At 70.8% G+C, this 22,455-nt stretch carries 20 protein-coding genes and 4 tRNA genes; 4 read left to right on the top strand and 20 right to left on the bottom strand.

Going from position 1 to position 22,455, the window contains the following annotated elements:
• Positions 1 to 245: 245 nt before the first annotated feature.
• The 11 genes from IDM40_RS04760 to IDM40_RS04810 all read right to left on the bottom strand — a co-directional run bounded on the left by IDM40_RS04760 (position 246) and on the right by IDM40_RS04810 (position 14,100).
• Positions 246 to 2,510 carry a heavy metal translocating P-type ATPase gene (locus tag IDM40_RS04760; protein WP_328806939.1) on the bottom strand — a complete coding sequence of 755 codons (2,265 nt, stop codon included), beginning with the start codon at positions 2,508 to 2,510 and terminating at the stop codon, positions 246 to 248.
• Entirely contained in the window at positions 2,507 to 2,707 is a 201-nt protein-coding gene (locus tag IDM40_RS04765) for a hypothetical protein (protein WP_193120655.1), read from the bottom strand. The genes IDM40_RS04760 and IDM40_RS04765 overlap by 4 nt, the downstream gene beginning before the upstream one ends.
• Position 2,708: 1 nt before the next feature.
• A complete protein-coding gene (locus tag IDM40_RS04770) occupies positions 2,709 to 2,924 on the bottom strand; it encodes a heavy-metal-associated domain-containing protein (protein ID WP_193120656.1) in 216 nt (71 codons plus the stop codon).
• A 338-nt stretch (positions 2,925 to 3,262) separates the two neighbouring features.
• The gene (locus tag IDM40_RS04775; RefSeq protein WP_193120657.1) at positions 3,263 to 3,862 is read right to left on the bottom strand and encodes a GNAT family N-acetyltransferase; all 600 of its coding nucleotides are present in this window, start codon (positions 3,860 to 3,862) and stop codon (positions 3,263 to 3,265) included.
• A gap of 220 nt (positions 3,863 to 4,082) precedes the next feature.
• Positions 4,083 to 5,582, bottom strand: coding sequence for an alanine/glycine:cation symporter family protein (locus IDM40_RS04780; protein ID WP_193120658.1), 1,500 nt, complete (start codon positions 5,580 to 5,582; stop codon positions 4,083 to 4,085).
• A gap of 204 nt (positions 5,583 to 5,786) precedes the next feature.
• Positions 5,787 to 6,074: a GNAT family N-acetyltransferase gene (locus tag IDM40_RS04785; RefSeq protein ID WP_193120659.1), complete on the bottom strand. Its 288-nt coding sequence runs from the start codon at positions 6,072 to 6,074 to the stop codon at positions 5,787 to 5,789.
• Positions 6,075 to 6,179: 105 nt separating this feature from the next.
• Complete coding sequence (locus IDM40_RS04790) at positions 6,180 to 7,118, bottom strand: DUF5996 family protein (RefSeq protein ID WP_193120660.1); 939 nt, start codon at positions 7,116 to 7,118, stop codon at positions 6,180 to 6,182.
• A 49-nt stretch (positions 7,119 to 7,167) separates the two neighbouring features.
• Positions 7,168 to 7,920: a respiratory nitrate reductase subunit gamma gene (gene narI / locus IDM40_RS04795; protein WP_193120661.1), complete on the bottom strand. Its 753-nt coding sequence runs from the start codon at positions 7,918 to 7,920 to the stop codon at positions 7,168 to 7,170.
• Entirely contained in the window at positions 7,917 to 8,666 is a 750-nt protein-coding gene (narJ, locus tag IDM40_RS04800) for a nitrate reductase molybdenum cofactor assembly chaperone (protein ID WP_193120662.1), read from the bottom strand. Before narJ ends, narI begins: the two co-directional genes overlap by 4 nt.
• Positions 8,663 to 10,420, bottom strand: coding sequence for a nitrate reductase subunit beta (gene narH / locus IDM40_RS04805; protein WP_235997303.1), 1,758 nt, complete (start codon positions 10,418 to 10,420; stop codon positions 8,663 to 8,665). Before narH ends, narJ begins: the two co-directional genes overlap by 4 nt.
• Positions 10,420 to 14,100 (bottom strand): nitrate reductase subunit alpha, encoded by a 3,681-nt coding sequence (locus IDM40_RS04810; RefSeq protein WP_193120663.1) that lies wholly within the window; start codon positions 14,098 to 14,100, stop codon positions 10,420 to 10,422. The genes narH and IDM40_RS04810 overlap by 1 nt, the downstream gene beginning before the upstream one ends.
• A 164-nt stretch (positions 14,101 to 14,264) precedes the next feature.
• Here IDM40_RS04810 and IDM40_RS04815 point away from each other — a divergent pair, with 164 nt between their 5' ends.
• Positions 14,265 to 15,461 carry an MFS transporter gene (locus IDM40_RS04815; RefSeq protein WP_193120664.1) on the top strand — a complete coding sequence of 399 codons (1,197 nt, stop codon included), beginning with the start codon at positions 14,265 to 14,267 and terminating at the stop codon, positions 15,459 to 15,461.
• A gap of 85 nt (positions 15,462 to 15,546) precedes the next feature.
• On the opposite strand, the gene IDM40_RS04820 is transcribed toward IDM40_RS04815, so the two are convergent.
• Both IDM40_RS04820 and IDM40_RS04825 read right to left on the bottom strand, forming a co-directional pair.
• Positions 15,547 to 16,281 (bottom strand): rRNA methyltransferase, encoded by a 735-nt coding sequence (locus tag IDM40_RS04820; protein ID WP_193120665.1) that lies wholly within the window; start codon positions 16,279 to 16,281, stop codon positions 15,547 to 15,549.
• A 75-nt stretch (positions 16,282 to 16,356) separates the two neighbouring features.
• Positions 16,357 to 16,431, bottom strand: a tRNA-Asp gene (locus tag IDM40_RS04825).
• 102 nt (positions 16,432 to 16,533) lie between these two features.
• Between IDM40_RS04825 and IDM40_RS04830 the strand changes: the two genes are divergently transcribed.
• Complete coding sequence (locus IDM40_RS04830; RefSeq protein ID WP_193120666.1) at positions 16,534 to 16,944, top strand: RNA-binding S4 domain-containing protein; 411 nt, start codon at positions 16,534 to 16,536, stop codon at positions 16,942 to 16,944.
• Positions 16,945 to 16,974: 30 nt separating this feature from the next.
• Here IDM40_RS04830 and IDM40_RS04835 read toward each other — a convergent pair whose 3' ends face one another.
• The 3 genes from IDM40_RS04835 to IDM40_RS04845 all read right to left on the bottom strand — a co-directional run bounded on the left by IDM40_RS04835 (position 16,975) and on the right by IDM40_RS04845 (position 18,970).
• Positions 16,975 to 17,766 carry an alpha/beta fold hydrolase gene (locus IDM40_RS04835; protein WP_193120667.1) on the bottom strand — a complete coding sequence of 264 codons (792 nt, stop codon included), beginning with the start codon at positions 17,764 to 17,766 and terminating at the stop codon, positions 16,975 to 16,977.
• Between the two features lie 73 nt (positions 17,767 to 17,839).
• A complete protein-coding gene (locus IDM40_RS04840) occupies positions 17,840 to 18,343 on the bottom strand; it encodes a hypothetical protein (protein WP_193120668.1) in 504 nt (167 codons plus the stop codon).
• Positions 18,344 to 18,427: 84 nt separating this feature from the next.
• A complete protein-coding gene (locus tag IDM40_RS04845; protein WP_193120669.1) occupies positions 18,428 to 18,970 on the bottom strand; it encodes a hypothetical protein in 543 nt (180 codons plus the stop codon).
• A gap of 187 nt (positions 18,971 to 19,157) precedes the next feature.
• On the opposite strand from IDM40_RS04845, the gene IDM40_RS04850 reads away from it, so the two are divergent.
• Positions 19,158 to 19,865, top strand: coding sequence for an exonuclease domain-containing protein (locus IDM40_RS04850; protein ID WP_193120670.1), 708 nt, complete (start codon positions 19,158 to 19,160; stop codon positions 19,863 to 19,865).
• A 91-nt stretch (positions 19,866 to 19,956) separates the two neighbouring features.
• Here IDM40_RS04850 and IDM40_RS04855 read toward each other — a convergent pair.
• From IDM40_RS04855 to IDM40_RS04870, 4 genes are all read right to left on the bottom strand, one after another.
• Positions 19,957 to 20,030 (bottom strand) — tRNA-Phe (locus IDM40_RS04855).
• A 25-nt stretch (positions 20,031 to 20,055) separates the two neighbouring features.
• A tRNA-Asp gene (locus IDM40_RS04860) sits at positions 20,056 to 20,130 on the bottom strand.
• A gap of 88 nt (positions 20,131 to 20,218) precedes the next feature.
• Positions 20,219 to 20,291: transfer RNA gene (locus IDM40_RS04865), tRNA-Glu, on the bottom strand.
• A gap of 106 nt (positions 20,292 to 20,397) precedes the next feature.
• Entirely contained in the window at positions 20,398 to 21,933 is a 1,536-nt protein-coding gene (locus IDM40_RS04870) for a metallophosphoesterase (RefSeq protein WP_193120671.1), read from the bottom strand.
• 145 nt (positions 21,934 to 22,078) lie between these two features.
• On the opposite strand from IDM40_RS04870, the gene IDM40_RS04875 reads away from it, so the two are divergent.
• Positions 22,079 to 22,429, top strand: a complete 351-nt coding sequence (locus IDM40_RS04875) for a metallopeptidase family protein (RefSeq protein ID WP_193120672.1) — start codon at positions 22,079 to 22,081, stop codon at positions 22,427 to 22,429.
• The last annotated feature ends 26 nt before the right edge of the window (positions 22,430 to 22,455 follow it).

A 22,455-nucleotide genomic window follows, 5' to 3' on the forward strand; every position in this document is an offset into this window, starting at 1 on the left:
AGATGACACGGGCGCCTTAAAGGGGTGGGGGGCAGAGGTCGGTCGCGGGTCCGTCCGTCGCCGGGCGGGGTGTGATCCGCGAATACCCTAGCGGTCCTCCGCATCGCCGCAACAGCAAGGGTTCCGCCTTCTTGCGTCGGCGCAGCTCATGCCCGCGTACACATGTGCGCCCGGGTGCGCGTGAGGCACACCCGGGCGCGTTCGGCCGGTCGGCGGGGCCGGTCGGGCGCCGCAGACCGGGCGGGTCAGGCGGTGTCGTCGGCCATCGGGCGGAACCGGCGCAGCCGCTGGCTGTTGGTCACCACGAACACGCTCGAGAGCGCCATCGCCGCACCGGCGAGCATCGGGTTGAGCAGGCCGGCGGCGGCGAGCGGGATCGCCGAGGTGTTGTAGGCGAAGGCCCAGAACAGGTTGCCCTTGATCGTGGACAGCGTCCGGCGCGAGAGCCGCACGGCGTCGGCGGCGGCGCGCAGGTCGCCGCGGACCAGGGTCAGGTCACTGGCCTCGATCGCCACGTCCGTTCCGGTGCCCATGGACAGCCCGAGGTCGGCCTGGGCGAGGGCGGCGGCGTCGTTGACCCCGTCGCCGACCATGGCCACGGCGCGGCCCTCGTCCTGCAGGCGGCGGACCACGTCGACCTTGTCCTTGGGCAGGACCTCGGCGATCACCTCCTCGATCCCGACCTCGGCGGCGACGGTGCGGGCGACCGTCGTGTTGTCGCCGGTGAGCAGGATCGGGGTGAGGCCGAGCTCGCGGAACCGGCGCACGGCCTCGGCGCTGGTCGGCTTGACCGCGTCGGCGACCACGAGCACCCCGCGGGCCCGGCCGTCCCAACCGACGGCCACGGCGGTGCGGCCCTCGTTCTCGGCCCGGGCCATCGCGGACTCGAGCTCGGGCGGCAGCGGCTGCGACCACTCCTCCAGCAGCGCGCGGCGCCCGACGAGGACCGCGCGGCCCTCGACGGTCCCCTGCACACCGAGGCCCTCGACGTTGGCGAAGCCCTCCGGGGTGGGCAGGTCGCCGGTGCGTACCAGGGCGCCGGAGGCGATGGCGCGGGCGATGGGGTGCTCGGAGGCGTTCTCCAGGGCACCGGCCAGGCGCAGGAGCTCCTCCTCGTCGGTGCCCTCGGCCGCGACGACCCCGTCCAGGGCCATCTTGCCGGTGGTGACGGTGCCGGTCTTGTCGAGCACGACGGTGTCCACGCGCCGGGTGGACTCCAGCACCTCGGGGCCCTTGATGAGGATGCCGAGCTGGGCGCCGCGGCCGGTCCCGATCATGAGCGCCATCGGGGTGGCCAGCCCGAGCGCGCAGGGGCAGGCGATGATGAGCACGGCGACGGCGGCGGTGAACGCGGCGGTCACGGGGTCGCCGGTGCCGAGCCAGAAACCGAGCGCGCCGACGGCGACCATGATCGCCACGGGCACGAAGACCCCGGAGATGCGGTCGGCGAGGCGCTGCACGGCGGCCTTGCCGTTCTGGGCCTCCTCGACCAGGCGGGCCATCTGCGCGAGCTGGGTGTCCGAACCGACGCGGGTGGCGCGCACGACCAGGCGTCCGCCGGCGTTGACGGTCGCACCGACCACGGCGCTGCCGGGTTCGACCTCGACCGGCGCCGACTCGCCGGTGAGCATGCTCATGTCGACGGCGGAGCTGCCCTCCTCGACGGTGCCGTCGGTGGCGACCTTCTCGCCGGGCCGGACCACGAACAGGTCGCCGGCGGCGAGCTCGCCCACGGGGACGAGGACCTCGCGGCCGTCGCGCAGGGCGGTGACCTCCTTGGCGCCGAGTTCCATGAGGGAACGCAGCGCCGCCCCGGCCTGCCGCTTGGAGCGCGCCTCGAAGAACTTGCCGAGGAGGATGAACGCGGTGACACCCGCGGCCACCTCCAGGTAGATGTTGGCGCTGCCGTCGGAGCGGGCGATGGTGAGCTCGAAGGGGTGCGTCATCCCCGGTTCCCCGGCGGTGCCGAGGAAGAGGGCGTAGAGCGACCACAGGAACGCCGCGCTCACGCCGAGCGAGACGAGCGTGTCCATGGTCGCGGTGCCGAGCTTGAGGTTCTTCCACGCGGCGACGTGGAAGGGCAGCGCCCCCCACACCACCACGGGTGCGGTGAGCGTGAGCGAGGCCCACTGCCAGTAGGTGAACTGCAGGGCCGGGACCATCGCCATGGCGATGACGGGCGCGGCGAGCAGGAGGGAGACGACCGCACGGGTGCGCAGCGCGCGCACGGGGTCGTCGGCCGCGGGTGCCTCCGCGGTGTCCTCGGGTTCGGGCGCGGGCGGGGCGGCGGAGTAACCGGCCTTCTCGATCTGGGCGACGAGGTCCTCGACGGCGGCGGCCCCGTCCTCGACGGACACCCGTGCCTTCTCGGTCGCGAAGTTGACGGTGGCGGTGACGCCGTCCATCTTGTTGAGCCGCTTCTCGACACGGTTGGCGCACGCGGCGCAGGTCATCCCGCCGATGTCGAGTTCGACGGACGCGGGGGCGCCGTGCAGGGGCTGGGTGCTCACCGTGTCCCCCCTTCGTGGCCGTCGCCGTCGGTGTCGTCGTGGCCCGTGTCGGCCGGGTCGTCGTGGCCCTGTTCCACCGAGTGCTCCGGAGCGTTCTCCGGGAGCACGGGGCCGACCAGTGAGCCGACCCCGAACATCGCACCGAACACGGCCACGAGGCCCAGGGCGTAGAGCCCGAGCTTCGTGGTCACACGCATGTCAGTCCCGTACCTCGTATCCGGCCTCGTCGATGGCGGCGCGCACGGCGGCGTCGTCGACGGTGCCCTCGCTGGTGACCGTGACCTTCTTGGCCTCCAGGTCGACGGCGACGTCGGTGACCCCGGCGACCTCGGTGACCTCCTCGGTCACGGAGTTGACGCAGTGCCCGCAGCTCATCCCGTCGACGGTGTAGACAGCGGTGGTCGTGGTGGCCATGTCGCCTCCTGTGGGTGGTGTGCGAAGGGTTTCCTCCAACACCCGGAACTATACCCCCCTAGGGTATCTACGAGTCAAGCCCCCGCACCCCGTGTTCGAACGCCGACGGCCACGTCAGACTACCCCAGGGGGGTAAAGAAGCCCCACACCGCACCCCATGCGCAGGCCATACGCACGCGGGCCCCGCAGCCAGGCCCCGGACACACGAACGGGGTCGCGGACCGCTCGATGCGGCCCGCGACCCCTTCCGACAGATACCCTCCCCCCGTTCCCACGAGGGGTGTGGGTCCAGGCCACCCGGCGACGCCGGCCCCGGCTCCCCGGGACCGACTCGCGTGTCAGCCCTCCTTGAGCTCCAGCCTGGCCACCGTGCGCTCGCTCGCGTGGTGCTGGGCCAGGCTGAAGCCGGCGCGGCGGAACATCTCCACCGTGCCCGTGTAGACCTCGGCACTGGGCGCCCGCCCGCCCGCGGTGTCGACGGGATAGGCCTCCAGGACCCGGGCGCCCTCGGCCCGCGCGTACTCGATGGCCCCGTCCAGCAGTCGGGTTCCGGCACCCCGGCGCCGGCGGCGAGGCGGCAGCCAGAAGCACACGAGCGACCACACCCCGGGTTCGGCCGGGTCGGCCGGGCGCAGGGAACGCGAGCGCGACAGCCGGATGTAGTCCTCGCGCGGGGCGACCGACACCCAGCCGCAGGGGCCCTCCTCGTCGTAGGCGAGCAGCCCGGGCACCCGGCCCTCGAGGGTGAGCCGGCGCAACTCGGCCTTGTTGTCCACCCCGCGCACCGACCGGTCGCAGTTGGTACTGGCCGTGTGGTCCTTGGCCCGCCTCCGGAAGAACGTGCACCAGCAGTGCCCGTAGGCTCCGGTCGGTCCGAACAGGTCCTCGAGGTCCTGCCACCGCTCGGCGGTGGCGGGCTCGATCGAGACGATGGACATCTGGCTCCTCACCGAGACGCACGACTGGCCGCCACAACTGTGACCCAGAACACTAGCGCTGTTCAGTCGTGACCGAAAGAACACGCATGCCCGAAACATGACCTCGCGTTGGCCTTTTTCGCTTTTGGGGTCAGAGTGATCCGGTGAAAATGCCGCCCGAACGCCGTGGGGCCGGCCCCGAACGGGACCGGCCCCACGTGTGCGAGCTGTACGGATCGGGTCAGGCCGACGACCGCTCGCTCTCGCTCCGGCTGGGTTCCTTCGGCTCCCAGCACTCGATCCCGCGCACGTCGGGCAGGCGGTCCCGCGTGAAGACCGGGTCGAGCCCCTGACGCCGCTGGTCGTTGTAGTCCTTGAGCAGACGGCAGGCGATCACCGTCAGTGGTGTGATCGCGATGAGGTTGACCAGCGCCATCATGCCCATCGTCGTGTCGGCCAGGGACCAGATCAGCGCGATCTCGCCCAGCGATCCGAGGAAGGTCGCCGCGAGGAACACGCACTTGTACACGAACAGCACACGCTCGTTCGTGGACAGGTACTCGATGTTGGACTCGCCGTAGTAGTAGTTGCCCAACACCGAGGTGAAGGCCACCAGGGCGATGATGAACGTCATCAGGTGCAGCGCCCACGGGCCCAGCTGCGCGGTGAGCGCGAACTGTGTCAGGTCGCCCTGCAGCTCGCCGTCCCCGATGGCGTCGCGCTGGCCGAGCAGGATGATGAAGGCCGTGATCGAGCAGATGACCAGGGTGTCCAGGTAGACGCCCAGGGTCTGCACCAGGCCCTGCTTTGCGGGGTGCGTCACCGAGGCGCTCGCGGCGGCGTTGGGCGCCGAACCCAGGCCGGCCTCGTTGGAGAACATGCCGCGGCGCACACCCTGGATGATGACCACACCGAGCGCGGCACCGGCGAACTCCTGGAACCCGAAGGCGTGCTCGATGATGAGGGCGAACATGCCCGGCACCTCGCGCCAGTTCATCACCATCAGCAGCAGGCCGATGACCACGTACAGGCCGGCGAAGAACGGGATGAGCGCCTGGGCCGTGTGCGCGATCCGGCGCACACCGCCGAAGATCACCAGGCCCGTGAGAATCACGAGCCCCACACCCACCACGGCCGCGAAGACCGTGTTGCCGCTCGCGTCGAGGCCCGCGTGGTCGGCTGAGTTGGCGATGGCGCCGCTGATGGTGTTGCTCTGCACCGCGTTGAAGACCATCGGGAACGTGATGATCAGGATGACCGCGAAGACCACCGCCAACCAGCGCTGCCCGAGCCCCTTCTCGATGTAGTACGCGGGACCGCCCCGGTAACCCATGGGATGGCGGACCTTGTAGAGCTGGGCCAGCGTGGACTCAACGAAACTGGCGCCGCACACCACGACGGCCATGACCCACATCCAGAAGACGGCGCCCGGCCCGCCCAGGGAGATCGCGATCGAGACACCGATGATGTTTCCGGTGCCGATCCGCGCGGCCGCCGAGATCATGAACGCCTGCAGCGAGGAGACGGCCTTCTTGCCGTCCGGCGCGATCTCGGGCTTGCTCTTCAGGACGCGGAACATCTCCGGGATCATCCGGAACTGCACGCCGCCCGTGCGGATCGTGATGTAGAGGCTGACGACCGCCAGAAGGGGGATGATCAGCCACAGCCAGAAGTAGTCGTCGTTGAAGACACCGACGGCCTCGGTCAGGCTGTCGACGGTGGCTTCCTCTGCCAGTAGCACTTGTGGCGCTCCTCGGTTCTGATGGACAACCGCCACCCCTTACCCGCGGGGAGGCGCAAAACACACCCGAGGGGTGAACGTGCCCCGACCCGTGTGCACCTCGCGCCCGAACCGTTACCTCCGCCCCACCTGCGACGACCCAACGCAACGGCCCGGGCGCCGACGGTGCTCCGCCGGGGCCCGGGCCTTGTGCCGCAGCAGGGATCAGTTCCGGTGCACGAGGTCGGCGTAGCCGGGGTTGCGTTCGAGGAAGGCCTGCGCGAAGGGGCAGATCGGAACGACCTTCAACCCGCGCCTCCGGATGTCGTCCAGGGACTCGCGCATGAGCGCGGAGGCCACCCCCTGCCCCTCGAAGGCGGGGTCGACCTCCACGTGCGGCAGCGCAAGGACCCCGTCCTCGATCAGGTGGTAGGCGGAGAACCCCACGGTCTTGCCGTCCGCACTGACCTCGTACCTCGAACGCTCCGGCGCGTCCTCGACCGTCAGATCCATGTCTCTCCCAGTCACTGGTGTGCGCGGGGCGGGTCCTGGACACCGCCTGCCGACACACACCAGTATCCCCGTTCCGGGCACGGCCCCCAAGGGGTCCCCGTCAGCTCACCGGCCGGCCTTGTAGGGGTCGGTGACACCGCCCGGGCAGGCCAGGCCGTCGATGTCCCACCCGGCGAGCCCGGCCCCGGCCACGTAGGCGCTCTCGAAGAAGTCCAGGACCGTGGCGCGCGGGTCCGAGGCGCGGCGGGCGTCGGCGTAGCGCAGCAATGCCAGGTGCCCGTGCCCACTGGCCGCCCACTCGGCGGAGGACGGCGTGAGCGGGCGTTCGGCGAGCCCGTCCGGTTCCGGGGCCGCGTACGCGTAGAAGCAGGGTTCGGGAACGTTGTCGTCGCCGAACCAGAAACCGAAGCTCACCACCTCCCGCGAGTACGCCTCGCGCACCAGCTCGCCCGCCTCGCGCGGCTGGGCGACCGGGTGCGGGGAGAACCGGGTGACGGCGATGTCGAACGTGTGCCAGAAGTGGTGCACGGGGCTGGTCTTGCCGGAGAACCCCGCCGCGAACTCCTCCAGCACCAGGTTGACCTGGCTCAGCACCTGCCAGTAGCGGTTGGCGTGCTCCGGGACGTAGGTGGCGTGCTCGTGGTCGTCGACGAACGGGCGGTCGGCGTCGGGCAGGTCGAACGGGGTCGCGTGGGGGATGCTGCCGTCCACGCCGAGGCTGTCCAGCGCCGACTGGAAACGCAGGTAGAACGAGCCCACGCTGTGCCCCTGCAGCGGGAAGGACACCTCCTCCCCCTCCAGGTTGGAGGCCACCAGCCGGTGGCGCACGAAGTCGAAGTCGACGCTGAAGACCGGGTTGCCGTCCACGATGCCCATCGGCCGGGTCGTGATGCCGGTGCCCGTCAGGTGGAAGGGCACGTTCCACCAGTGGTTGCGGCGCGGGCTGTGGTGCAGGCGGACCTTGCCGACGATCTGCTCGAACCGGTGGATCGTCTGTTTGGTGTCGGCCCAGCTCTTCAGCGGAAAGTCCGGGAACAGCTCCATCGGGGTCTACTCCTTGTTCGGCGGGACGGTACGCGCGGCCGGTGCCGGCTCACCAGCCCCGGCGGGTGGTGCGTTCGGCGTGCCCGGCACCGGCGGGGTGCGGGTCACGGGAGCGGTAGACGATGTAGGGACGCACGAGGTACCCGAGCGGCGCGCTGAACGCGTGCACGAGCCGGGTGAACGGGAACAGCGCGAACAGCGCCAGCCCCATCAGTGCGTGCAGTTTGTAGGGGCCCTCGGCCGCGGCCATGGCCGACACGTCGGGGTTGAGGATCCAGATCGACCGGAACCACGGCGAGACGGTGTGCCGGTAGTCCTGTGTCTCGCCCCCGACCACTTCGGTGCCCGCGAAGTAGGCGGTCATGCCCAGACCGGTGACCAGGGCCAGCACCAGGACCGCGTACATGAGCTTGTCGTTCTTGGTCGTGGCGCTGAAGACCGGGCCCTTGGTGCGGCGCCGCCAGATCAGCAGGACGATCCCGGCGAGCGTGCACACACCCGCGACCAGCCCGAGTGACAGGGCGGTCACGTGGTAGATCGAGTCGGAGACGCCGAGCGCGCGCGTCCAGCTCTCCGGGATCAGCAGGCCCACGACGTGGCCGGCGATGACGAAGAGCAGTCCGACGTGGAAGAGCGGGCTGCCGATGCGCAGCAGCCGCGACTCGTAGAGCTCGGACGAGCGGGTGGTCCACCCGAACCGGTCGTAGCGGTGGCGCCAGACCAGGCCTCCCACGAACACCACGAGCACCGCGTAGGGCAGCACGCCCCACAGCAGGAGGTCGACGGGGCCGAACCCGTTCATCGTGCACCCCCGCCGTGCTCCACACCGGAGCCGCGCGGCGGCGGGACGCGGCCCTCGTTCACACCGACCACCGGCAGCGCCGTGCGTCCGCCGTAGGCCTCCAGCCCGACGTTCTCGGCGGGCGGGCCCTGCGCGGCCAGGCGCTGGACGGCCTCGCGGTCGGCGGTGCTCTGGACCGGAAGGGTCTGTGCGACGGCGTCCACGACCTGCGTGTACGGGGTTCCATGGTCCCGGAGGGCCTCCGCGAGCAACTCCAAACCCGGCCGGAACCGCAGCAAAAGGTCCTGCCCGGAGTCGTTGTCGCCGCGGGCCGCGAACTCGAGGATCACCGCGAGGTGGTCGGGCAGCTCGCGCGTGGAGACCTCCCAGCCCGCCTCGGCGTAGACCCGCTTGACCTCGGCCAGGGCGTGGCCGCGGCGCCGGGTGTCGCCGTCGGTGTAGTAGGTCATGTGCAGGGCGCGGCGCCGGCGCATGTCGAAGACCTCGACGTAGTGCCGGCACAGCTCGAGCTCGGGCGTGCTCGCGGCGTGGTCGCAGAACTCCATGAGCGCCGCGCGCACGGTCCCCCGCGGGAGTTCGGCGACGGCCCGGGTGACCAGCGGAAGCCGCTCGAAGAAACCCTCGTCCGGGTATCCGAGCAGGACCGACGCGGCCTGGTGGGTGACCGCCCTGCGGTGGGCACGGCGGGCGGCCCGGCCGGCGCCGAGCCAGCCGGGCCGTCCCCCGGAGTCGGTGGTGGTACTCACGTGGAACCCCCCTCACGCGGTGTGCGGGGCTGGTCCCCGCCACCGTGGTCCTCGGTGCTCCCGCTCTGGTTCGGCGGGAAGAGTCCGTCTGGGCGGCCGTTGCCGTCCCAGTTGAGCAGGTTGACGCGGCCTTCACCGGTCGGAACCTGGGCGTCGGAGGTCTGTCGTCCCTGCAGGGCGTGGAAGTTCTCCACCGTGGCCGCCTGCGGTTGCCCCGAGGCCTCGCCGAAGGGCACCTGGCCCGCACCGCCCATGCCGGGGCCGCCCTCGAAGTCGAGGTCGCAGCCGATCTCCTCGATCGCGCCCCGGTCGGCCTCGTCGACCCCGTAGGCGGTGGGGATGACGTACCGGTCGTCGTACTTGGCCAGCGCCAGGAGCCTGTACATCTCCTCGATCTGGTCACCGGTCATGCCGACGTCGGAGGCGATGGACTCGTCGCGTTCCCGCCCCAGGTTGATCTCGCGCATGTAGGAGCGCATCGCCGCCAGGCGGCGCAGAACCCTGCGGACCGGTCCGGTGTCGCCCGCTGTGAACAGCTCCGCCAGGTACTCGATCGGGATCCGCAGGGTGTCGATGGCGCCGAACAGGTTCGGTGCGCTCTCCCCGTCGTGACCGGTGCTGGTGAGCGTGTCCACGACCGGCGACAGCGGCGGGATGTACCAGACCATCGGCATCGTGCGGTACTCCGGGTGCAACGGCAGAGCGACCCGGAACCGCTTGGCGAGGGTGTAGATCGGCGAACGGGCAGCCGAGTCCACCCAGCGGTCCGGGATGCCGTCGCGGCGGGCGGCGGCGCGCACGGCCGGGTCGCTCGGGTCGAGGAACACGTCGAGCTGGGACTCGTACAGGTCGTGCTCGTCCTCGACGGAGGCCGCCTCCTCCACCCGGTCGGCGTCGTAGAGGATGACGCCCAGGTAGCGCAGGCGGCCCACGCAGGTCTCCGAGCAGATGGTGGGCATGCCCACCTCGACCCTCGGATAACAGAGCGTGCACTTCTCGGCCTTGCCCGTCTTGTGGTTGAAGTAGATCTTCTTGTACGGGCAGCCGGTGACACACATGCGCCAGCCCCGGCAGCGGTCCTGGTCGACGAGGACGATGCCGTCCTCGCTGCGCTTGTACAGGGCGCCGCTGGGGCAGGTGGCCACACACGCGGGGTTGAGGCAGTGCTCGCAGATCCGCGGCAGGTAGAACATGAAGGTCTCCTCGAAGGAGAACCTCACCTGGTCGCCGAGGGTCTGCACGATCGGGTCCTGGCGGGCCAGCTCGGGGCCGCCGCCCAGGTCGTCGTCCCAGTTGGCGCTCCACTCCACCTTCATCGGTTCGCCGGTCAGGGCCGAACGCGGCGTCGCCACCGGGATGTCGTCACCCAGCGGCGCGTTGATGAGGGTGTCGTAGTCGTAGGTCCAGGGTTCGTAGTAGTCCTGCAGCGAGGGCATGACCGGGTTCGCGAAGATCGTCGCGAGCCGCTTGAGGCGCCCTCCCGCGCGCGGCACGAGCTTACCGTTGGGCTTGCGTACCCAGCCGCCCTTCCACTTCTCCTGGTCCTGATAGGTGCGCGGGTACCCCTGGCCGGGCCGGGTCTCGACGTTGTTGAACCACGCGTACTCGACACCCGGACGGTTGGTCCAGGCCTGCTTGCAGGTGACCGAGCAGGTATGGCACCCGATGCATTTGTCGAGGTTCATGACCATGGCGACCTGCGCCATGACCCTGCCGATGGGGCGTCCTCCGGCGTCGGCGGTCTGTTCTGACATCAGTAGCGCACCTCCGTCGTCCGCTTGCGCACGACCGTGACCTCGTCGCGCTGGTTGCCGGTGGGGCCGAGGTAGTTGAAGGCGTAGGTGAACTGCGCGTATCCGCCGATGAGGTGGGTGGGTTTGACCAGGAGCCGGGTCAGGGAGTTGTGGATTCCGCCCCGGGTGCCCGTCGTCTCCGTCTTCGGGACGTCGATCGTGCGTTCCTGCGCGTGGTACATGTACACGGTCCCGGTGGGCATGCGGTGCGAGACGACGAGGCGGGCGGCGACCACACCGTTGCGGTTGACGGCCTCCACCCAGTCGTTGTCTGCGGCCCCGATGGAACGGGCGTCGTCCACGCTCATCCAGATCGTCGGGCCACCGCGCGAGAGCGTCTGCATCAGGAGGTTGTCCTGGTACTCGGAGTGGATCGACCACTTCGAGTGCGGGGTCAGGTACCGGACGACGACCTCGCGCTGCCCCTTCGGCCCGATGCGTGGCTCACCGAACAGGCGGTTGATGTCCAGCGGGGGCCGGTAGACCGGCAGCGCCTCACCGAACTCGTGCATCCAGTCGTGGTCGAGGTAGAAGTGCTGGCGCCCGGTGAGGGTGTGCCAGGGTTTGTCGTGCTCGAGGTTGATGGTGAAGGGCGAGTAGCGGCGGTCCGGTGCCTCCTTGCCCGACCACTCGGGGCTGGTGCCCACCGGGGTGGGCCCGCGCCGGGCGTTGTCGAAGACGACCCGGCGCTCCTCCGACTGCACGGCGAGCACCTCCATGTCGGTGCCGGTGCGCTCGGCCAGGCGGCGGAAGCCCTGCGCGGCGAGGCGGCCGTTGCTGGTGCCCGACAGCGCCAGGATCGTCTCGCAGGCCTTGATGTCGGTGTCCAGCGACGGCCGCCCGTCCGCCACACCCCCGCGCACGGTGCCGTTGGCCTTGCGCAGCCACTCGATCTCCTCGTCGGGGGTGAAGGACACACCTTTGACCGCCAGCCCCTTGGACTCCACGAGCGGGCCCAGCGCCGCCATCTTCTGCGCGATCGCGGAGTAGTTGCGGCGCACGGCGACGATGCCCGGCATGTTCTGGCCCGGCACCGGACGGGTGCCGTCGGCCTTCCAGTCCGAGGGCACCCCGTGCGGCTGCGCGAGCTCGCCCGGGGTGTCGTGCTGGTGCGGAACGGCGACCAGGTCGGTGACCTCGCCAAGGTGGTCGGCGGCCATCTCGCTGAAGGCCCGGGCCAGCCCCTGGAAGATGTCGAAGTCGGTGCGCGACTCCCACGGCGGGTCGATCGCCGGGTTGAAGGCGTGCACGAAGGGGTGCATGTCCGTCGTGGACAGGTCGTGCTTCTCGTACCAGGTCGCGGCCGGCAGCACGAGGTCCGACAGCAGCGTGGAGCTGGTCATCCGGAAGTCCAGCGACATGAGCAGGTCGAGCTTGCCCTCGGGCACGTTCTCCCGCCACTCGACCTCGCCGGGGCGGTCCTCCGGCCCGGCCGGTTCCGACTGCAGGTTCGAGCGGGTGCCGAGCAGGTGGCGCAGGAAGTACTCGTTGCCCTTGGCCGAGGAACCGAACAGGTTCGACCGCCACAGGGTGAGCGTGCGCGGCCAGTTGGCCGGGTCGTCGGGGTCCTCGACCGCGAACCGCAGCGAACCGGAGGCCAGCTGGTCGGCGACGTAGTTGGCCGGGTCCACACCGCGTTCCTCCGCCTCCCGGCCCAGCGCGACCGGGTTCCGGTTGAAGGTCGGGAACGACGGCATCCACCCCATGCGCGCCGAGGCGGCGACCAGGTCGGCGGTGTGTTTGCCGCGCACCTTGCCCGGGCCCAGCGGTGAGGCCAGGGCGTCGGCCCGGTAGGTGTCGTACCGCCACTGGTCGGTGTGCGTGTACCAGTAGGAGGTCCCGGCCATGAAACGCGGCGGCCTCGACCAGTCGGCCGCCGACGCGTAGGCCGCCCACCCGGAGCTGGTGCGGCACTTCTCCTGGCCGACGTAGTGCGCCCACCCGCCGCCGTTGACGCCCTGGCAGCCGGTGAGCAGCAGCAGCGACAGGAACGCACGGTAGTGGTTCTCGCCGTGGAACCACTGGTTGGTGCCGGCGCCGAGCACGATCATGGCCCGGCCGCCGCTCTCGTCCGCGGTCGCCGCGAACTCCCGCGCGATCCGGACCGCCTTGTCCGCCGAGACCCCCGTCAGCTCCGCCTGCCAGGCCGGCGTGCACGCGCCGTCCGGGTCGTCGTACCCGGACGGCCACTCCCCCGGGAGCCCGTCGCGCCCCACCCCGTACTGGGCGAGCAGCAGGTCGAAGACGGTCGTGACCAGGCGCCCGCCCACGCGGCGCACCGGAACCCCGCGGGTCTGGACCTCGCCCTCGCCGCCGGGGTTGTCGAACCGGGTCAGGGCGACCTCGGCGGCCTCCCCGCCCTCCTCGTAGAAGGTCAGCTCCGGGGTACGGCCCTCCAGGTCGAGGTTCCAGCGGCCGCCCTCCTCACCCCACCGGTGGCCGACGGAGCCGTTCGGGGCGACCGGGGCCGACTCCCCCTGCGGCCAGAACACCGGCTTCCACTCGGCGTTCGCGGTGTCGGCGCCCTCCGCCAGGTCCTCGGCGGTGACGAACTTGCCCGGGACCAGGCGGCCGTCGCGCTCCTCCAACCCCACCAGGAACGGCAGGTCGGTGTAGGAGCGCACGTAGGAGTCGAACGAGGCCGTGGAGCGCTCGACGAAGTACTCCTTGAGGATCACGTGCCCCATCGCCATCGCCAGGGCCCCGTCGGTGCCGGGCTGGGCGGCCAACCACTCGTCGGCGAACTTCGTGGCGTCGTTGTAGTCCGGGGAGACCACGACGACCTTCTGTCCCCGGTAACGGGCCTCGGCCATCCAGTGCGCGTCGGGGGTACGGGTCACCGGGACGTTGGAGCCCCACAGCATCAGATAGGCGGCGTCCCACCAGTCACCGGACTCCGGGACGTCGGTCTGGTCGCCGAACACCTGCGGGGAGGCCACCGGGAGGTCGGCGTACCAGTCGTAGAAGGACAGCATCGAGCCGCCCAGCAGATTCACGAAACGGGCCCCGACACCGTGGGAGACCATCGACATCGCCGGGATCGGGGAGAATCCGGCGATGCGGTCGGGGCCGTACTTCTTGATGGTGAGCACGTGAGCGGCGGCGGCGATCTCGAGCGCCTCCTGCCACGACACCCGCACCAGGCCGCCCTTGCCGCGGGCGCTCTGGTACCGGCTGCGTTTGTCGGCGTCGGTGGTGATCTCCTCCCACGCCAGCACCGGATCGCCCAGCCGCCGCCGCGCCTCGCGGTACATCTCGATCAGCACACCGCGCGCGTACGGATAACGCACGCGCGCGGGAGAATAGGTGTACCAGGAAAAGGCGGCGCCGCGCGGGCACCCGCGCGGTTCGTACTCGGGGCGGTCGGGGCCCACCGAGGGATAATCGGTCGCCTGTGTTTCCCAGGTAATGATTCCGTCTTTGACGTAGACGTCCCAGGAACAAGAACCTGTGCAGTTCACCCCGTGGGTGGAACGCACCACCCGGTCATGGCTCCAGCGGTCGCGGTAGAACACATCACCTTCACGGCCACCGCTCCTGACCTGGGCACGGGTTCCGTCCAAGGGTTCCGATCGGGTCAGGTGGTTCCCCACCCTGAGCAGTGCGTCGGCGGCCCCGCCGCGTTTACCCCGATCCGCCATGACGAATACACCCCGTTTGTTCGCGCATTGCCCGTGCAGTACCGGCCAAAGTTCATCAGTGGCCACATTCCGTTAATGAATATGCCTTGTGCGGAGCAGAAGTCACGTACCCCACACCGCATTCGGGCACAATCGGCGCAGATCGTCGAATGGAAGGGGGCGCCATGCGATCGGAAACCGCCGAACGCGGGAGCCGGACCACCGGAACGGCCGGGGCCAACCTCGCACTGGCGACAGCGGCCTTCGCGCTCACCTTTTGGGCGTGGAACCTCATCGGGCCGTTGTCCCGGACCTACTCCGAGAACCTGAACCTCACCCCGACACAGACGTCGATCCTCGTGGCGTTCCCCGTGCTGGTGGGCTCGCTCGGCCGGATCCCCATCGGTGTGCTCACCGACCGCTACGGCGGCCGGCTCATGTTCACGATCGTGTGTTTCGTGAGCATCGTCCCGACCTTCCTGGTCGGCATCTCCGAGCACTCCTACACGATGCTGCTGGTGTGGGGCTTCTTCCTCGGTATCGCCGGTACCTCGTTCGCGATCGGGATCCCGTTCGTCAACGCCTGGTACTCGGCCGGGCGGCGCGGGTTCGCGACCGGTGTGTTCGGCGCGGGCATGGGCGGTACGGCGCTGTCGGCGTTCCTGACACCCCGCATGGTCGAGGCCATGGGGGTGTTCGTCTCCCACTTGATCATGTGCGTGGTGCTGGCCGTCATGGGCGTGGTCATGTGGCTGTTCGCACGCAACGCCCCGTCGTGGAGCCCCCAGACCGAACCGGCGCTGCCGCGCATGCGCGAGGCCATGGGGCTCAAGGCGACCTGGCAGGCGTCGGCGCTGTACGCGCTCGTCTTCGGCGGTTTCGTCGCGTTCTCGACCTACCTGCCGACCCTGCTGACCTCGGTGTACCAGTTCGCGCAGACCGACGCGGGCCTGCGTACGGCCGGCTTCGCCGTCGCCGCGGTGGCCGCGCGCCCGGTCGGCGGGATCCTGTCGGACCGGATCGGTCCGGTGAAGGTCTGCCTGATCTCGTTCTTCGGCACGACGGTGATGGCCGTCGTGCTGGCGCTGCACCCGCCGGCGGAGTTCCCGGCGGGTGTGGCGTTCGTGTTCATGGCGATCGTGCTCGGCCTGGGAACCGGCGGTGTGTTCGCGCTGGTGGCCGAGGTGGTCGAACCCAAGCGGGTCGGTACGGTGACCGGTCTCGTCGGCGCGGCCGGTGGCCTCGGCGGGTACTTCCCGCCGCTGGTCATGGGCGTGATCTACCAGGCGACCGGGGCGTACACGATCGGGTTCGTGCTGTTGGCGGCGGTCGCGCTGGCGGTGGCGGTCTACACCGCGAGGGCGTTCCGCAAGACGTCCTGACGCGCGGGTGGCCAGAGCCGGTGGCGGGGCCGCCGGGCACAAGGGGTCGGTGGGACAGCCGGCCCCTCACGTGTGTCCCGGTGCTTCAGGGGGCGACGTCGCGGGCGCGCACGAGGGCGCCCGCTCGGGTCCCGACCTTGACGCGTTCCAGGGCGCGCACACCCTCGGGCAGGGCGATGCGGCGGGTCTTGGCGGTGATGACCACGACCGCGTGGCGGGGCAGGACCCCGCCCAGGGAACGCAGCATCGCGCCCACACGGTCCTCCTCGGGGGCGGATCCTCCCCAGGAGGTCATCTCCCCGTACGGGATGTCGGTGACCACGACGTCGGCGTCGACCGGGTCGGTCAGGGTGAACACGTCGGCGGTGCGGACCTCGTGGGGCAGGTCGCCGCCCTGCGAGGCCAGGCCGGCGGCGAGGTCCCGGGCGGCCTCGGCGCGTTCCACGAACTCCACGCGTCCGAAGTCGCGGGCGGAGCGGCGCAGCTCCTCCTCCCGCGCGGCCAGGCCGTCGGCGGTGAGGAGTTCGAGGTTGCGGGCGGCCAGGGCCACGGCGTCCTCGTCGATGTCGGAGACGCGCACGTGGGCGAGGCGGTCGCGGTGAAGCAGGCCCAGCACGGTCGCGAGGTAGCCGCTGCCGCCGCAGGGGTCCCAGAGCCGGACCGGGCTCTCACCCTGGTCGGTGGTGTGTGCGAGCGCGCGTTGGAGGAGTTCGCTGGCGAGCCGGACCGGGAAACCCGGGAACCCTGGCGCCGAACGCAGCACTTGTCCGCTCGCCAGTGCAGAGTGGTCGGTCCGCTCGGTGGCGTACCGGTATGCCACGACCAGTCCCCTCGTCCGATCCCCAGGAAAAGCCGAAGGCCCGGTGCCTCTCGCGGACACCGGGCCTTCGCTGTGCGGTCCTGACGGGATTTGAACCCGCGGCCTCCACCTTGACAGGGTGGCGAGCACTCCTAACTGCTCCACAGGACCTCGCTTGCTGCGGTTACTACTCTAGCGCGACTTCGGAGTACTTCGTACCGCCGCCGACCTAGAGTGGGGTCCGAGGCACCGAAACACGAGGAGGACGCGGGCGTGAGCGAGTCCCAGCCGGCCCTGCCGAGCGGCCCCGACAGCACCCGGATCGACCGTTGGCTGTGGGCCGTGCGCCTCACCAAGACACGCTCCGACGCCGCTCAGGCCTGCCGTGGCGGGCATGTGCGCGTCAACGGGCGTCCCGCGAAACCGGCCACCGGGGTCAAGGCCGGCGACGAGGTGAGGGTGCGGCTGCACGGACGGACCCGGCTCGTCGATGTGAGTCACGTCATCGTGAAAAGGGTCGGGGCTCCCGTCGCGACGCGGTGCTACGTGGACCGCAGCCCCACGCCGCCCGCACCGGAGGCGCGGGGTCCGGTGCTCAAGCGCGACCGCGGCGCGGGACGTCCGACCAAGAAGGACCGCCGCCAGCTGGAGAAGCTGCGTTCGGAGCTGCCAACGGAGCTGTGACCCCGGGGCCCGCTCGGCGTCGGCCGGGTGTCAGGCCCCGATCGGGTGGCGGGCGAGGAAGTCCAGCACGGCCTCGGTCGCCTTCGGGGCCCCCTCGTGCACGTACCCGTGGCGCAGCCCCGGGAGCACGAGCAGCTCGGCGCCGGGGATCCGCACGGCCAGGAGCTCCGCGTTGCCGACCGGCGTGAGCGCGTCGTCCTCGCCGTGCACGACGAGGGTGGGCGACACGATCTCCGGGAGCAGGTCCCAGCCGTCGTAGGACGTGCTGGCGGCGAAGTGCAGGCGCAGGGCGCGCATGGGGCCACGCGGCAGGATGCGGTCCACCGTGTCGGGGTGGTCGGCCGCCCAACCGGGTGTGTAGAAGAGCTCCGCGATGAGGCCGCGGCCCTCCTCGGTGGCGGCCTTGCGCAGGGCGACCGTCGACGAGTGCGCACGCGGGACCTCGTTCTGCCCGCCCGGGGCGGTCGCACCCAGGACGAGCGCGCCGACACGCTCCGGTGCGGCGTGCGCGAGCGCCTGCGCGACCTTCCCGCCCATCGAGAACCCGTGCACGTGCGCGCGTTCGATGCCGAGGTCGTCCAGGACCGCGAGGGCGTCGCGGGCGAACAGGTCGAGGGAGTAGGGCTCGTCGAGCGGGGCGTCGCTGCCGCCGGTCCCCCGGAAGTCCATGCGCACGACGCGGTGTGAGCGGGCGAGCTCCTCGCGTACGCCGTCCCACATCTCGAGGTCGAGGGCCTGCCCGTTGAGCAGCAGCAGGGGTTCGCCCTCACCGAGGACGTCGTAGTGGATCCGGGTGCCGTCGGCGGCGGTCGCTTGGTTCACGGGTCCGGACAATACCGGAGCAACCTCGCACGCGCCGTGGTGTGCTGCACACTGCGGGGACGCGGGGTCCGGGTCAGTCCCACGCGCCGGGGTGGTCCTGGTTCATGGACTCCGCCTTCAACCCGGCCGCCGCGAGGAGCACCACGCCGGCCATCGCGCACCAGGGCCCCGGCCCGGCCTCCATGTGGGTCTCCACGTCGGTCTGGGCCGCCGCCCAACCGAACATCCACAGCAGGGGGAACGCCGCGGCCGTGCCCAGAACCGCGCGGAAGGCCCAGATGCGCTGGGCCACGAGGGCGGTGACCACCGCCCCGCACAGAGCGAGCACCGCCAGGCCCGCGGGGAGGGTGCCGACGACCTTGTCGGTGAAGAGCGTCTCCCACCCGGAGAGGTCACGGCTGTCGGTCCACACGAGGTACAGGGACATGAACAGCACGGCGCCGCCCGCGGCCAGGCCGGCCGTGACCGCCCGTGCCGCGCGTCCGGCCTCGTGGTCGAGGGCGATGCGCGCTTCGATCCGGTTGATGCGCTTGCGGATGCGGTCGAGGTCGTGGATCGGTTCGGGGGTGCCGGGCACGGCTGGGCTCCAAGGGTCGGGGCAGGGGGAGGAGGCGGGGACGGGTTGTTCAGGCCGGGTGGGCGGGGACGTCGGCCCCGGCGCTCACGGGCTCTTCTTACGAGCGGGGTGGGGCTCCGAGTCCGCCTTCGGGAACTTCGCCACCCGTGCGGCGGAGACCGGGGCCGCGATGGCCGAAGCGAAGGCCACGAGCACACCCGCGGAGACGTGGTCCTCGAAGGGCACGAAGAATGACTGCAGGAGGAGCGCCCCCGACGCGAGGGCGATCAGCACAGCGAACCCCGTCAGCGTTGCAGAGGCCCCGGGCCGCGACAGGAACGGCAGGGCCACGCAGCCGGCGACGAGCATCGCGCAGGTTGCTGCAGCCGTGATGGCCGCGAACGACTCCTCCTCATCTGTTTCCGAGAGGATCGACAGCAGATACACGCCGGTCTCCTCCGTCCAAGGCAGGAACAGCGAGATCAACAGGCCACCGAGAGCGAGCAACAGGCCGGACAGGGCCCGGCGGCGCTCCTGGAACCTGATGTCGAGGACGTGGGCCTCCATGGCCTCGGCGTGAGCCTCGACCCGCGCGAGGCGGGTCCGCAGGTCCTCGGTCTCGGTCGTGGGCTCGGGGTCGGTGCTCATGGACGCTCCGGGGTCGGGGGAAGGGCGCGGGTTCCGCCGGGGGAGACGCGTCCGGGGCGCCGAAGGTTCGCCGGGAACCGAAAGTGCCGCGGCTGTCGGGGCTGCGCGGTACCGTGCCAACGAGAGTCCGACCCCCGGACGATCCGTCCGGGGCCCCAGGTCGGAGCGGCCGAGCAGAAAGAACCGCATGAGCGCCTCCTGGTACACCCGTCCCCTCGCCGCCTTCGATGTCGAGACCACCGGCCTGGACGTCACGTCCGACCGCATCGTCACCGCCGCACTGTGGCGCATCGACCCCACGAGCGGCACCAAGGAGCCACTGACCTGGATCATCGACCCGGGCGTCCCGGTCCCGCCCGAGGCGGCGGCGATCCACGGCTACACCGACGAGCGGGTACGCGCCGAGGGCACCCCCGCGGCCGAGGCGGTGCCCGCGATCGGCGCTGCGCTGGAGAAGGTCGCGGCGGACGGGCTTCCGCTGGTCGTCTACAACGCCCCCTACGACCTCGGCATCCTGCACCACGAGCTCGTACGGAACACGGTCCGCCCCGAGCCGCTGTCCACGCTGCACGTGGTCGACCCGCTGGTGCTGGACAAACAGATGGACCCCTACCGCAAGGGCGGGCGCAAGCTCACGGACGTGTGCGCGCACCACGGGGTCCCGCTGGCCGCCGACGAGGCGCACGGGGCGGCCGCCGACGCGCTCGCGGCCGGACGCCTGGCCTGGCGTCTGGGGTCGAGCCACCCCGAGCTCGGGGCCCTCTCCCCCGCCGAACTGCACGACTCTCAGGTGCGGTGGAAGGCCGACCAGGCGGCCTCGTTCCAGGCCTACCTGCGCCGGTCCCGCGACCCCGAGGCGGTCATCGACGGCACCTGGCCCTACGTGGGCGCCTGACCCGGGCCGGCCGGCGGCCGTGGCCGCCCACGACCGTCCAGGGACACAAAAAGGCCCCGGCGCCTGTTCCCAGGTGTCGGGGCTTCTTCTGTGGCTGGGGGCGGGGTCGAACCGCCGACCTTCCGCTTTTCAGGCGGACGCTCGTACCAACTGAGCTACCCAGCCGGGCAACCGGTATCCGGTGCCTGCGCGGTCCTGACGGGATTTGAACCCGCGGCCTCCACCTTGACAGGGTGGCGAGCACTCCTAACTGCTCCACAGGACCTTGTTCACTTGTTGGCCCGGACCTTCGGCCCGGTGCCTTGCTGCGGTTCCCATTCTGCCAGATCCCCGGCAGTGGTCTGACCGCTTCGTACCCCCGACGGGATTCGAACCCGCGCTACCGCCTTGAAAGGGCGGCGTCCTAGGCCGCTAGACGACAGGGGCCCGCTCAGACAGACCAAGCATAGGGGAGATACGCACCGATCGCCAAAGCGATTCCGGAAGACGCCGCGCACCGGCCTGACCTGCACCCTCGCGGGGCACCCCGGGGTCAGCCCGGAGAGCCCTCCTCCGTGGGGTCGTCGGTGGCGTCGTCGTCGGGCTCGCCGACGGGGGCGTCGGGGTCCGCCTCGATGTGCCGCTCGACCTGCGCGGACGTCAGTCCGATACCGCCCAGGTCGATGTCGTCGCGGGCCTGGAGGCGGCCGGTCTCGCGATCGAAGTAGAGCACGGACGCCTGGTACGGGATCGGGCGGTCGGAGTCGTGATCCAGCCCACTCAGACCGGCGCCCCCGGTCGAACCCTGCACGAGGAACCGGGTTCCGAGTTCGGTGAGTTCGGTGTCGCGCAGGTGTTCGTCGCCGTTGAGCACGAGCGGGACCACACCGTCGAAGGCCTCGGCCTGGGTGCGGGTGTGCATGACCGCCACGTCGACCTCCTCGGCCCCGTCGGCGACCCGCTCCGCCTCGGCCTCGCCCTGGGCCGCGAGCTCCTCCTCGTCCGGGTCCACGCGGGTCTCGTCCGGCGTGAAACGGGGGTCGCCCGAACCGTAGAAGGTCAGCCCCTCGACCTCGGTGGTCTCACCGTCGAGCACGACCGCGTTGGACTGGGACTCCACCGCGCGCTGGGTCCCCATCGAGTCGTGCTGCCCCTTCACCCACACGTAGGGCACGTCGAGGCCGGCGATCTCGTCGGCGAAGGTGTCCTCGGCGGCGCTGCCCCGGTCGGTGAGGTCGCCGGAGTCCACGACCGCGTCCACCCCGTACTGGTCCTGGAGGCTGGAGATGATGCTCCACGAGGCGGGGTTGAGTTGGATGTCGGACACGTGCAGCACCCGCACGACCGACTCGTCGTCCTCGTACACCGGCAGTTCGGAGGTCGCCTCGTAGATCATCGAGACGTTGCCGACCAGCCCGGCGAGCTGCTCCTGGTACTCGCTGAACCGGCCCACGACCTCCTCGGCGCTGCCCACGACCTGCGGGGCGCCCGCGATGAGCCCGGTGTAGCGCGGTTCGGCGATGGCGCTGGGGTTGAAGGAGGCGGCGGCGACCGCGCCGGAGACGACGAGGGCGCCCAGGGAGACGGCGCCCCCGGCCAGGGCGCGGCGCAGGTTCCGGAACAGCAGCAGGGCCATGAGGAAGGCCCCGAGGGTCGCTGTCACCAGCGACCGGACCACCAGGGCGATGACGCCGTCGCGCAGGTCGTCGCCGATGCCGGCGGCCATGCGGTCGATCGCCTCGGGGTCGGTGAACATCTCCTGAGCGGCGGAGAGCCGGATGTCGGTGATGGCCGCCTCCACACGCAGGGGCGCCGCGTGGGTCTCGAAGGCGAGCTGGCCGAGCGGGGCGACGTCGACGACGGTCTCGCCGTTGAGCTGGGGACTCAGGGAGAAGGTGACGTCCGCGGGGCCGATGGGGGTGACGACCTGCCCGGCCAGGGCCAGGCCCAGCCAACCGCCGAGCAGCCCGGCGACCACGACACAGGCCCACCTCCACGCGCGCCCCTCACGGACGCGGGCGAAGGCGGCACGCGCGCGGTCGAGGGTCTCGCGGTGATCGTGGCGTCGGATCGCTTCCCATGAGAACACTCCCCCATCATGCCGCCGCCCGGACGTGTGCCCAATGCTTTACGCCCGCTCCCGAGTGTTATGTCTCTCTTCCCACACCGTGCGCGGCCCACGGGGCGGAGAAGGTCCGCCGTTCCCCTCCCGCGGAGCCCCGGAAGACGACACAATGGCGGGCGTGGTGGAACTGACACGCCGTGAATTCGAGGAACTGGTCGCCGACGCCCTGGACACGATCCCCGAACACCTGGCCCAGCTGATGGACAACGTGGTGATCACCGTCGAGGAGGAGTCCCCCGACGGTCTTCTGGGTGTGTACGAGGGGGTGCCGCTCACCGAACGCGGGGACACGTACTTCGGCGTCCTGCCGGACGTGATCCACATCTACAAGCGCAACATCTGCGCGATCTGCGAGACGCAGGAGCAGGTGGTCGAGGAGGTCGGCATCACCGTCGTGCACGAGATCGCGCACCACTTCGGGATCGACGACGACCGCCTCATCGAGCTCGGCTGGGGCTGAGCCCGCGGACGAACCGCGTCACACCG

This window comes from Nocardiopsis coralli (assembly GCF_014892575.1).
Lineage (GTDB): Bacteria > Actinomycetota > Actinomycetes > Streptosporangiales > Streptosporangiaceae > Nocardiopsis > Nocardiopsis coralli.